The 12238-nt window shown below is 39.4% G+C and carries 10 protein-coding genes; 8 read left to right on the top strand and 2 right to left on the bottom strand.

The window, feature by feature from the left end; translation table 11 throughout:
• Positions 1–18 precede the first annotated feature (18 nt).
• The 8 genes from sdhC to sucD all read left to right on the top strand — a co-directional run bounded on the left by sdhC (position 19) and on the right by sucD (position 9891).
• Positions 19–393: a succinate dehydrogenase, cytochrome b556 subunit gene (sdhC, locus tag AC27H3_RS17855; RefSeq protein ID WP_085302454.1), complete on the top strand. Its 375-nt coding sequence runs from the start codon at positions 19–21 to the stop codon at positions 391–393.
• Positions 387–734, top strand: coding sequence for a succinate dehydrogenase, hydrophobic membrane anchor protein (gene sdhD, locus AC27H3_RS17850; protein ID WP_085302452.1), 348 nt, complete (start codon positions 387–389; stop codon positions 732–734). Before sdhC ends, sdhD begins: the two co-directional genes overlap by 7 nt.
• A complete protein-coding gene (sdhA, locus tag AC27H3_RS17845) occupies positions 735–2507 on the top strand; it encodes a succinate dehydrogenase flavoprotein subunit (protein WP_085302450.1) in 1773 nt (590 codons plus the stop codon).
• 11 nt (positions 2508–2518) lie between these two features.
• Entirely contained in the window at positions 2519–3229 is a 711-nt protein-coding gene (locus tag AC27H3_RS17840; protein ID WP_487108073.1) for a succinate dehydrogenase iron-sulfur subunit, read from the top strand.
• Between the two features lie 90 nt (positions 3230–3319).
• A complete protein-coding gene (locus AC27H3_RS17835) occupies positions 3320–6124 on the top strand; it encodes a 2-oxoglutarate dehydrogenase E1 component (RefSeq protein WP_487108072.1) in 2805 nt (934 codons plus the stop codon).
• Positions 6125–6175: 51 nt separating this feature from the next.
• The gene (gene odhB / locus AC27H3_RS17830) at positions 6176–7681 is read left to right on the top strand and encodes a 2-oxoglutarate dehydrogenase complex dihydrolipoyllysine-residue succinyltransferase (RefSeq protein WP_487108071.1); all 1506 of its coding nucleotides are present in this window, start codon (positions 6176–6178) and stop codon (positions 7679–7681) included.
• A gap of 171 nt (positions 7682–7852) precedes the next feature.
• A complete protein-coding gene (gene sucC / locus AC27H3_RS17825; protein ID WP_487108070.1) occupies positions 7853–9019 on the top strand; it encodes an ADP-forming succinate--CoA ligase subunit beta in 1167 nt (388 codons plus the stop codon).
• Positions 9019–9891 (top strand): succinate--CoA ligase subunit alpha, encoded by an 873-nt coding sequence (gene sucD / locus AC27H3_RS17820; protein WP_487108069.1) that lies wholly within the window; start codon positions 9019–9021, stop codon positions 9889–9891. Before sucC ends, sucD begins: the two co-directional genes overlap by 1 nt.
• Before the next feature lie 55 nt (positions 9892–9946).
• On the opposite strand, the gene AC27H3_RS17815 is transcribed toward sucD, so the two are convergent.
• Together AC27H3_RS17815 and AC27H3_RS17810 are read right to left on the bottom strand one after the other, a co-directional pair.
• Complete coding sequence (locus AC27H3_RS17815) at positions 9947–10522, bottom strand: hypothetical protein (protein WP_487108068.1); 576 nt, start codon at positions 10520–10522, stop codon at positions 9947–9949.
• Between the two features lie 247 nt (positions 10523–10769).
• On the bottom strand, positions 10770–11639 hold the full coding sequence (locus AC27H3_RS17810; RefSeq protein WP_487108067.1) for a hypothetical protein: 870 nt from the start codon (positions 11637–11639) through the stop codon (positions 10770–10772).
• Between the last annotated feature and the right edge of the window lie 599 nt (positions 11640–12238).

The raw sequence follows: 12238 nt of genomic DNA, 5'->3' as shown, positions 1-12238 counted from the left end.
GCTCCTTAGGCAACAATCGTGAAAAAACAACGTCCTGTAAACCTAGATTTGTCAACAATTAAAATGCATGCAGCAGCTAATGCTTCAATATTGCACCGAGTATCAGGTGTAATCATGGTATTTGCTATCGGTATTTTATTGTGGACGCTTTCTTTATCTCTATCTTCTGCTGAAGGTTTTGCTCAAGTAGAATCATTACTTAGTGGCTTATTCTTCAAAATAATTATGCTTGGTACGCTTTCTGCTCTTATCTATCATTTACTTGGCGGTATTCGTCATTTACTTATGGATTTAGGTCATTTTGAAGAGCTAGCGTCAGGCAATGCTACGGCTAAACTTATCATTGCACTTTGGTTGGTGCTTACTGTAGTAGTAGGAGTTCGATTATGGTAAATAACGCAGCAACAGTAGGCCGTAGTGGCGTACATGATTTCATTCTTCTTCGTGCTAGTGCGATTATATTAGCACTGTATACCTTTTATCTTGTTGGCTTTTTCGTTACAACTGCGGATGTAACATTTGAAGTATGGCAAGCATTCTTTGGTAGCATCTGCACTAAAATATTTACCATTTTAGCGATTGTTGCGTTGTTAGTTCACGCTTGGATTGGTGTATGGCAAGTACTTTCTGATTACATTAAACCTGCGCTTCTACGCGGTGGTTTACAATTTTTCTTTTCTGTTTTGTTGCTTGTATACTTTGCAGCAGGCTTATTAACTGTGTGGGGTGTGTAAGTGAGCGTTCCAATTCGTGAATTCGACGCCATTGTTATTGGCGCTGGTGGTGCAGGTATGCGCGCTGCCCTAGCAATCTCTGAATCAGGCAAATCTTGTGCTCTGATTTCAAAAGTTTTTCCTACTCGTTCTCATACGGTATCAGCACAGGGCGGTATTACTGTTGCCTTGGGTAATGCCCATGAAGATCACTGGGAACAACACATGTACGATACCGTAAAAGGCTCTGATTATATCGGTGACCAAGACGCTATTGAATACATGTGTAAAACCGGCCCAGAATCAATTATCGAACTTGAGAATATGGGTTTACCTTTCTCTCGTACGGAAGAAGGTAAAATATACCAACGTCCATTCGGCGGCCAATCTAAAAATTTTGGTGGTGAGCAAGCCGCTCGCACCGCAGCTGCAGCTGACCGTACAGGTCATGCGTTATTACATTGTTTATACCAACAAAACGTTAAAAATAAAACGAACGTTTACTCAGAATGGTATGCACTAGATTTAGTTAAAAACAGTGACGGTGGCGTTGTAGGTTGTACAGCAATTTGTATTGAAACTGGTGAAGTCGTTTACTTTAAAGCTCGTGCAACGGTACTTGCTACCGGTGGCGCTGGTCGTATCTTCGCTTCAACAACTAATGCTCACATTAACACGGGTGATGGTGTTGGTATGTCGCTTCGTGCTGGCATTCAAATGCAAGACATGGAAATGTGGCAGTTCCACCCTACAGGTATAGCCGGTGCTGGTACATTAGTAACTGAAGGTTGTCGTGGTGAAGGTGGTTATCTTCTTAACAAAGATGGCGAACGTTTCATGGAACGTTACGCACCTAACGCTAAAGATTTAGCGGGTCGTGATGTTGTAGCTCGCTCTATGATGACTGAAATACGTGAAGGTCGTGGTTGTGATCATCCAACGTATGGTCCACATATTAAACTTAAGCTTGATCATTTAGGCCGTGAAACGTTATACAAACGCTTACCAGGTGTATGTGAATTATCTAAAACATTTGCACACGTTGATCCTGCTGATGAGCCTATTCCAGTTATTCCTACATGTCATTACCAAATGGGTGGTGTTCCTTGTAATGTAAATGGCCAAGCAATTCATTTCGACCCAGCTACGGGTAAAGAAAGTATTGTTGAAGGCTTATTCGCTGTTGGTGAAATAGCTTGTGTATCAGTACATGGTGCAAACCGTTTAGGTGGCAACTCATTACTTGATTTAGTTGTATTTGGTCGTGCCGCTGGTAACTTCTTAGGTACCTACTTAAATGATACAGAGTTTGGTAAAGAAGCCTCAGAGTCTGATTTAGAAGCTTCATTAGCACGTACTAATCGTTGGGAAGCATCTACATCAGGTGAAGATCCTGTTCAAATTCGTAAAGATCTTCAGAAATGTATGCAGTTTAATTTCTCTGTTTTCCGTGAAGGCGAAGCGATGGCTCAGGGTATGAAAGAGCTAACAGAAATTCGCGAACGTTTACAAACGGCTCATTTAAGTGATAAGTCTTCAGATTTTAATACTCAACGTATTGAATGTTTAGAGCTAGACAACTTAATGGAAACGGCCTTTAGTACAGCTAAAGCGGCGAACTTTAGAACGGAATCTCGTGGTGCACATGCACGTGAAGATTTCCAGGATAGAGATGATGAAAATTGGTTATGTCATTCAATTTACACTCCTGAGACACAAGATATGTCTAAGCGCGATGTAAACATGGTACCAGTTCATCGTGAAGCTTTCCCACCTAAAGCTCGTGTTTACTAAGGAATAATTTGATGAAACAGATATTTTCAATTTACCGTTATAACCCTGATGTAGACAATGCGCCTTACATGAAGGACTATGAACTAGAAATACCTGATGGTTCAGACATGATGGTGCTAGATGCATTAATTATGTTGAAAGAAGAAGATCCTACATTATCTTTCCGTCGTTCATGTCGTGAAGGTGTTTGTGGCTCTGACGGGTTGAACATGAATGGTAAAAACGGTTTGGCTTGTATTACGCCTTTATCTGCTGTTCCAGCAAATAAAATTGTGTTACGTCCATTACCAGGCTTGCCAGTAGTACGTGATTTGATTATTGATATGACACAGTTCTACAATCAATATGAAAAAATCAGACCTTACCTGATTAATGACGGTAAAGAGCAACCTGCACGTGAGCATTTACAAACTATCGAAGAACGTGAAAAACTAGATGGTTTATACGAATGTATACTATGTGCTTGTTGTTCAACATCTTGTCCTTCTTTTTGGTGGAATCCTGATAAATTTATTGGGCCAGCAGGTTTATTACATGCTTATCGTTTCCTTATCGATAGCCGTGATACTGCAACCGAAGAACGTTTAGATGATTTACAAGATGCCTACAGCGTATTCCGTTGTCATGGTATCATGAACTGTGTTGATGTTTGTCCGAAAGGATTAAACCCAACAAAAGCCATTGGCCATATAAAGTCAATGTTGCTTACCAGAGCGGTTTAATTTAAACGTCCGAGTACGCAGTATTGTGTGCTCGGATAATTTATTTTAGCCATATCTTTTGATTGCTTTTATCCCATAAAGGAACAGGCAATGCCCGAAGGTGCTATGAAGGCTTGGATAGAGTCTTCCCATTTAAGTGGTGCAAACGCTGCTTATATTGAAGAATTATACGAATCTTATCTGGATAACTCACAATCTGTTACAGCAGAATGGCGAGCTATATTCCAACAACTTCCTAAAATTGAAGGTGCTGACGTTGAATATCGGCATTCTGAAATCCGCAATGAATTTAAAGACCTAGCCCAGCAAACACAAAAGACTGTAGTTGTTTCGGGTGGCAGTGACGCTAAGCAAGTTAAAGTTTTACAGCTTATTAATGCTTTTCGTTTTCGCGGACATCAAAATGCTAACCTAGACCCTTTAGGGTTATGGCAACGTGACAAAGTACGTGATTTGCAATTATCTCATCATGATCTATCAGAAAACGATTTTGATCGTGAGTTTAACATTGGTTCATTGGCTATAGGCCAAGACTCGATGAAACTTGGAGACTTATATAAAGCTCTTAAAACTACTTATTGTGGTTCTATTGGTGCTGAATATATGCATATCAACAGTACAGATGAAAAACGTTGGTTACAACAACGCTTAGAGTCAGTGCAGTCACAAGCTGTTTTAACTGCTGAAGAGAAACAAGAAATTTTCAAAGACTTAGTTGCGGCTGATGGACTTGAAAAATACCTAGGTGCTAAATTCCCAGGTGCTAAACGTTTTTCTCTTGAAGGTGGTGATGCATTAGTGCCAATGTTGAAACAACTTATTACTCGCGCCGGAACGCAAGGTGCTAAAGAAGTTGTTATTGGTATGGCTCACCGTGGTCGTTTAAATGTGTTAGTTAACGTGATGGGTAAAAATCCATCTAAGTTATTTGATGAGTTTGGCGGCAAACATGACGAAATTTTATCTTCTGGTGATGTTAAATATCATCAAGGCTATTCGTCAGACTTCGTTACTCCGGGTGGCAATGTTCATTTAGCATTAGCCTTTAACCCATCGCATTTAGAAATTGTTAACCCTGTGGTTATTGGTAGTGTGAGAGCACGACTAGACCGACGTGACTGTAATGAAGGCGATTTAGTATTGCCTATTACTATTCATGGTGACTCGGCAATTGCTGGTCAAGGTGTAGTGCAAGAAACTTTCAATATGTCACAAGCGCGCGCTTTTAAAGTAGGCGGCACTATTCGTATTGTAGTAAATAACCAAGTTGGTTTTACCACGTCAAACTCAGAAGATACACGCAGCGGCGAATATTGTACTGAAGTTGCAAAAATGGTTTCTGCACCAATTCTTCATGTTAACGGTGATGATCCTGAAGCGGTTATCTTAGCGACTCAAATCGCATTAGATTACCGTAACGAATTTAAACGCGACGTAGTGATTGATCTTGTTTGTTACCGACGTCACGGACATAACGAAGCTGATGAGCCTAGTGCTACACAGCCACTTATGTACAAAAAAGTTAAAAAGCACCCAACGCCTCGTCAACTTTATGCTGACAAGTTAAATGCTGAAGGCTCGCTTGATAAAACCAAGACAGATGAATTAACCGCTTATTACCGTAAGTTGCTTGATGAAGGTCAATGTACGGTTGAACAATGGCGTCCGATGACTGAGCATTCAGTAGATTGGTCTCCATATCTTGGTCACGAGTGGAATGACGATTACGATAAAGAAATTTCACTTGAAAAGTTGAAAGAACTTGCCGAGAAAATCTCTACTATTCCAGCTGAACATAAAGTTCACAATCGCGTAAAGAAAATTTACGATGATCGTGTGAAAATGGCTTCAGGCGAGAAATTACTCGATTGGGGTATGGCGGAAAACTTAGCTTACGCTTCTATTGTTGACCTTGGGAAACGCGTTCGCATTACTGGTCAAGACTCAGGTCGTGGTACATTCTTCCACCGTCATGCTGTATTACATGGTCAAGATGATGCAAGTCGTTACTTGCCATTACAAAATGTTCGTGAAGGGCAAGGTCCTTTTGATGTACATGACTCAGTGTTATCTGAAGTTTCAGTATTAGCTTTTGAATATGGCTACACAACAGCAGAGCCAAGTGGTTTAACTATTTGGGAAGCACAATTTGGTGATTTCGCTAACTGTGCACAGGTTGTTTTTGACCAGTTCATTAGTTCAGGTGAACAAAAGTGGGGTCGCTTATGCGGCTTAACTATGTTGTTACCACATGGTTATGAAGGTCAAGGACCTGAGCATTCATCTGCTCGCTTAGAACGATTTTTACAGCTTTGTGCTGACCACAACATGCAAGTTTGTGTGCCATCAACACCTGCGCAAGTATTTAACATGCTTCGTCGTCAAGTTGTACGTCCTATGCGTCGTCCTCTGGTTGTTATGTCACCTAAATCATTGTTGCGTCACCCAATGGCGGTATCATCATTAGAAGAACTTTCTACGGGTGTATTCCATAATGTTATTGGTGAAGTTGATGAATTAGATGCTGATAAAGTTGAGCGCGTAGTATTTTGTAGTGGTAAAGTTTACTACGAACTACTTGATCAACGTCGTAAGAATGAGCAAACCAATGTAGCTATCATTCGTGTTGAGCAACTATATCCATTCCCAGAAGATGAGCTAAAAGCTGAAATTGCAAAATATCAGCATGTTAAGCAATTCGTTTGGTGTCAGGAAGAACCGCAAAACCAGGGTGCTTGGTATTGTTCTCAGCATCATTTTAGAGCGGCTATACCGGCAGGTACTAATTTGACATATGCAGGACGTAATGCTTCGGCAGCACCGGCTGTAGGTTATATGTCAGTTCATGTTAAAGAGCAACAGGCGCTAGTTCATGACGCGCTTAATGTAGAATAGACCCTCTTTTTTATAAAGAGATTAATTAAGAGTGTGTAAGGAATATTATAAATGACAACCGAAATTAAGGTTCCCGTTTTACCTGAATCAGTTGCAGATGCAACAATAGCGACTTGGCACGTACAAGTAGGTGATAAAGTATCTCGTGATCAAGTATTAGTTGATATTGAAACTGATAAAGTGGTACTTGAAGTACCTGCAACATCAGATGGCGTAATCACAGATATATCACAAGCTGAAGGTGCTACGGTACTTGGTGAGCAAGTAATTGCTATTTTATCTGAAGGTGAAGCTGAAACAGCTGCTCCTGAAGCTAAAAAAGAAGCCTCAGCTAAAGAAAGTAAATCTGCTGCGAAAGCTCCTACTGGCGACGTTAAAGTTATTGATATCGTTGTACCTGTATTGCCTGAGTCAGTTGCTGATGCAACTATTGCTACATGGCATGTTGCTGAAGGCGACACAGTATCAGTTGACCAAAACTTAGTCGATATCGAAACTGATAAAGTAGTTTTAGAAGTTGTTGCACAAGCTGATGGCGTAATTGGTAAAATTATTCATGCAGAAGGCGATACAGTATTAGGCGACCAAAAAATTGGTGAGCTTAGTGCTGGTGCAACAGCAAGTGCAGCGCCGGCTGCTTCAGCCGAAGAAGCCATTAGTTCTGACGAACTCGCTAGCCCTTCAGTACGTCGCTTAATGACAGAAAAGGGCCTTACAGCAAATGATGTTGTAGGTACTGGCAAAGGAGGTCGTATTTCTAAAGAAGACGTAGAAGCTGCAGCCAATAAGCCAAAAGCAGCTCCTGCAAAAGCCGCGGCGCCTGCGCCAGCAGCACAAGCTTCTGCAGCATTAGGTGAGCGTACGCAAAAACGTGTTCCTATGACGCGTTTGCGTAAAACAATAGCGACACGTTTATTAGAAGCTAAAAACTCTACGGCGATGTTAACTACGTTTAACGAAGTTAACATGAAGCCAATTATGGATCTTCGTGCTCAATACAAAGACGTATTCGAAAAAACTCATGACACTCGTTTAGGTTTCATGTCGTTCTACGTAAAAGCAGTCACAGAAGCGCTTAAACGCTACCCTGCAGTTAATGCGTCAATTGACGGTGATGATATTGTTTATCATAACTTTTTCGACGTATCTATTGCTGTATCTACTCCTCGTGGTTTAGTTACACCGGTATTACGTGATGCTGATCAATTAAGCATGGCAGGTATCGAGAACGGTATTCGTGCTTTAGCGATTAAAGGTCGTGACGGAAAATTAACCATGGACGAAATGCAAGGTGGTAACTTTACAATTACCAACGGCGGCGTTTTTGGTTCATTAATTTCAACACCAATTTTAAACTTGCCACAAGCGGCAATTTTGGGAATGCATAAAATCCAAGACCGCCCAATGGCTGTTGATGGAAAAGTTGAAATATTACCTATGATGTACCTAGCACTTTCTTATGATCATCGTTTAATTGATGGTAAAGAATCTGTAGGGTTCTTAGTAACGATTAAAGAGTTGTTGGAAGATCCAACACGCTTGTTACTAAATATATAGTTAAGCATCTAGTATATAGTACTAAATTATTTTGTTCGATTTAGACTATAGTCTTAGGCTCTAAGGACTATGTTCTTTAGAGCTTTTATACTATAATCGGTCGACTTTTTTCGATGGCAATAGCTATAATATTATTGTCATTTTCATCTACAGATAAATGGATAAAACACCATGAATTTGCATGAGTATCAAGCGAAACAATTATTCGCTGAATATGGTTTACCAGTTTCTGAAGGTTTCGCTTGCGATACCGCTCAAGAAGCTGCCGAAGCTGCCGACAAAATTGGCGGCAATATGTGGGTTGTTAAAACTCAAGTTCACGCAGGTGGACGTGGTAAAGCTGGCGGTGTAAAGCTAGTTAAATCAAAAGAAGAGATTAAAGACTTCGCACAAAACTGGTTAGGTAAAAACTTAGTTACTTACCAAACAGACGAAAACGGTCAGCCTGTTGCTAAAATTTTAGTAGAAAGCTGTACTGATATCGCGAACGAATTATACCTTGGTGCTGTTGTTGACCGTGCAAGCCGTAGAGTTGTATTTATGGCTTCTACTGAAGGCGGTGTTGACATCGAGAAGATTGCTGAAGAGACTCCTGAGTTAATTCACCAAGCTGAAATCGATCCACTTGTTGGCGCACAACCTTACCAAGCACGTGAATTAGGCTTCAAGTTAGGTTTAAACCCAACGCAAATGAAGCAATTTGTTAAGATCTTCTTAGGTCTTGCACAAATGTTTGAAGATTTCGATTTCGCATTATTAGAAATCAACCCGTTAGTTATTACTGACGAAGGTAACCTTCATTGTTTAGACGGCAAAATTGGTATCGATGGTAATGCTTTATACCGTCAACCTAAAATGCGCGCGTTCCACGATCCATCTCAAGAAGATGAGCGTGAAGCACATGCAGCACGTTTTGAATTAAACTACGTAGCTTTAGATGGCAACGTTGGTTGTATGGTTAACGGTGCCGGCCTAGCAATGGGTACAATGGATATCGTTAATTTACACGGCGGCAAGCCAGCTAACTTCCTTGATGTTGGCGGCGGGGCGACTAAAGAACGTGTTTCTGAAGCATTCAAAATCATCCTTTCTGACGACAACGTTAAAGCTGTTTTAGTTAACATCTTTGGCGGTATCGTACGTTGTGACATGATTGCTGAAGGTATTATTGGCGCAGTTAAAGAAGTTGGCGTTAAAGTACCAGTAGTTGTACGTTTAGAAGGTACTAATGCTGAATTAGGTCGTGAAGTTCTTAAAAACTCTGGCTTAGATATCATTGCTGCCGAATCATTATCTGATGCAGCAACTAAAGTTGTAGCAGCTGCGGAGGGCAAATAATGTCTGTCTTAATTAACAAAGATACTAAAGTAATCTGTCAAGGTTTCACTGGTGGTCAAGGTACATTCCACTCAGAGCAAGCACTTGAGTATGGTACACAAATGGTAGGTGGCGTAAGCCCAGGTAAAGGCGGTCAAACGCACTTAGGCCTTCCGGTATTCAACACAGTACGTGATGCAGTAGAAGCAACTGGCGCAACAGCTACAGTTATCTATGTTCCTGCTCCTTTCTGTAAAGATGCAATTTTAGAAGCTATTGATGCAGGCATCGAGCTTATCGTTACTATCACTGAAGGTATTCCAACTTTAGATATGGTTGTCGTTAAAGCTAAGCTTGATCAATCTGGCGTTCGTATGATCGGTCCTAACTGCCCAGGTGTTATTACTCCTGGCGAAACTAAGATTGGTATCATGCCTGGTCACATTCACAAGCCTGGTAAAGTAGGTATTGTTTCACGTTCTGGTACACTTACGTACGAAGCCGTTAAACAAACTACAGATGCTGGTTTTGGCCAATCTACTTGTGTAGGTATTGGTGGTGACCCTATCCCTGGTACTAACTTCATCGACGTATTGGAAATGTTCCAAAACGATCCACAAACTGAAGCAATCGTAATGATTGGTGAAATTGGTGGTACAGCTGAAGAAGAAGCTGCAGAATACATCAAAGCAAACGTTACTAAACCTGTTGTATCTTACATTGCTGGTGTTACTGCACCAGAAGGTAAGCGTATGGGTCACGCTGGCGCGATTATCGCTGGTGGTAAAGGTACAGCTGATGAGAAATTCGCAGCATTAGAAGCGGCTGGTGTTAAAACTGTACGTTCTTTAGCGGATATCGGTGTAGCACTTAAAGAGAAAACGGGTTGGTAAGCGATTCGCTTACAGCTTGTAATTCTTGATAAAAACCCGCTAATTAGCGGGTTTTTTATTGATGGCAAAAAGCTCTTAGAATCCCTGAGCCACAATAGCAACATTCATCCATTTTCGTTATTTTTATAGATTCACTGTAAACTGTAGGCAAATAGAAAGAGGCTTTGGAATGAATGATATCAAGCTCAACTTGAATATTTTCTGGTAAGAATTCAAACTTCAGTTTTTCAACTTTATCTAATAACAAAGCATATTCTTTGATATTTTTATTATTAATTAAAGATAGATGTTTCCCGGGAAGGTATTTACCCTCAATCATATTCTTTATTGAATTATCAGGTAAAAAATTTATTTCTTTTAGATCTTCATTTGGCGAGATACAGATCAAATCATTATTTTCTTTCTTTACAACTGCATGAGCGATCAAGCGAAGTATTACATTGCCTAACAGACTAAACTTCCAACCTAATTGAACTTCTCCTTGATGGTTAGCTAAATAACTACGAACATTTTCTAAACATTCATCTTTAATTGAATTTGGATGGGTTATGACTTTAATTTTTCTAATCTTAACATAGCCTAATTTTCTTCTTATATCTGAGCTAATTGAATTAGGTATGTAAAATTTCATTTTCTTCATAATTCCATTGAGTCATTCTTTAATTATCAGCTGAATAAGTTGAGGGGATTTTTTGTAAGGAATATCTTGTGACTGCATATGTTTTAATCTATATTTTGATTGTTATTGCTTTAATACCAGCTGCATCCAAGAGGAAAAGATTGTTGCCCCATTCTCATTTAGGTCCGCTATGATTTTTAATCAGGCGTCATTCTACAGTAATTTTCATTATCTCCTTTTATAAACAAAACATTCACTTTCAATGCTTAAACATGAAATCCATGGAAGAAGTGAATAAACTACTAAAGTTAATTTCACCTATATCCTTATCAAATTTTCCTTTAAATGAGATCCAAGATTCAGAGTTAGAAAAAGAATCAAGCTCAGGCGTTCTTGGCTCCATGTCCAATGGATTATATTTCATACAATAGTTCAGTAATGTATAAAACTCATTGGTAAACTTATTAATTGCCTCAGAAAAACTATCATTGCTATTTTTTAACGGGTCATAAGTCATTTCCAATCCATAATTATGTAACCAATTATCCTTTAGACTTGAATACAGATTGAGTAGCGCTTTTTCTGACTCTTCATTATTCTCTGTTCTCTTTTGTACTAAGTCATTTAATATATTATCAACACTGGTTTGATATTGATTTTTTAAGTCTAATAAAACATTTTTATTAATTAAAACTTCTACTAAATTAGGTGAATTATGTTTAAAAAACTTTCTATACATAATACGTTTGTTTTTATAAATGAAACTTAATTGTAAGTTACAGGAATCTAAATAACTTTCAAACTCATGAATGGATTCATAATAATTTTTTAGTGTGTTTTGCTTAATAGATAATTCTATGTTTTTTTGTGTCAAATCAATTTGTTTTTTACTCTGAATAGAACGATGATTTGCAGCCACTAACGCGACGCTTGGAAAAACTAATGAAAATAGTGCTAATGGAATTTTGAAAATATCCCAAGCGTTATTTAATCCAACGAATCCAGTTTGAAAAGTCAAATCACTAGTTATAAAAATATATACTGAAAACAAAATAGCTATTGATATAGGCGCCCATAGCGCAATACGGAATGAAACTAGCTGAAATAGTGATTTTTCTGAATGAGGCATATAAATCCATTTATTTAGTACTTTAAATAATGATTATAATATATCCCATATGATTACAGTAAAGCATTTATCTTGTTCTTTATTAGATATTAATTTTAAACAATTTTAAACGGACACCCATCTTAAATTTACCGGTTTGGAGCTTGTTTATTGGTTTGGCGTCGGGGTGCCGACGACACCCAAAGGGAGGCTAGCGCCGGCCTCCCTCTGGACTCCCTCGGCGCTGCTGCATTAAACGTGTTTCCTCCATGATGCCAAATATTCTTCGACTTACCAGCGCTGATGGCACGTCCGTGTGCCAACAGCGCTTTCACTGGCATCCATGCCAGTGATACGTGAATATTGGTCACCATTCCGGCGTTTAATGAAGCAGACTTGGTGGTTGTTTCATCTTTCATAGCTCTCAATTCGTTAATTTAGAAAATGAAATTTCAACGATCACTAGATCCCATCACAGCAACGGAAACTGAATTTAGAAAAGTGTGATGTTTATCGGAGCCATGGATGGCGTAGACTGCCGCGTGAAGGGATGATTTTCGGCAGGTATAAACTTCGTGCCTAAATTCTGTTGGAGTGTTTTGCTGTGTTGGGCGCCATGG

It is taken from the genome of Colwellia sp. NW0002-52-1 (assembly GCF_057550865.1).
This window is presented reverse-complemented; position numbering and strand designations above follow the sequence as displayed.

Bases quoted from the DNA above. Each gene is read 5' to 3' on its own strand.
- sdhD (WP_085302452.1), top strand. From the start codon at position 387: ATGGTAAATAACGCAGCAACAGTAGGCCGTAGTGGCGTACATGATTTC.
- AC27H3_RS17840 (WP_487108073.1), top strand. From the start codon at position 2,519: ATGAAACAGATATTTTCAATTTACCGTTATAACCCTGATGTAGACAAT.
- AC27H3_RS17835 (WP_487108072.1), top strand. From the start codon at position 3,320: ATGCCCGAAGGTGCTATGAAGGCTTGGATAGAGTCTTCCCATTTAAGT.
- odhB (WP_487108071.1), top strand. From the start codon at position 6,176: ATGACAACCGAAATTAAGGTTCCCGTTTTACCTGAATCAGTTGCAGAT.
- sucC (WP_487108070.1), top strand. From the start codon at position 7,853: ATGAATTTGCATGAGTATCAAGCGAAACAATTATTCGCTGAATATGGT.
- sucD (WP_487108069.1), top strand. From the start codon at position 9,019: ATGTCTGTCTTAATTAACAAAGATACTAAAGTAATCTGTCAAGGTTTC.
- AC27H3_RS17815 (WP_487108068.1), bottom strand. From the start codon at position 10,522: ATGAAATTTTACATACCTAATTCAATTAGCTCAGATATAAGAAGAAAA.
- AC27H3_RS17810 (WP_487108067.1), bottom strand. From the start codon at position 11,639: ATGCCTCATTCAGAAAAATCACTATTTCAGCTAGTTTCATTCCGTATT.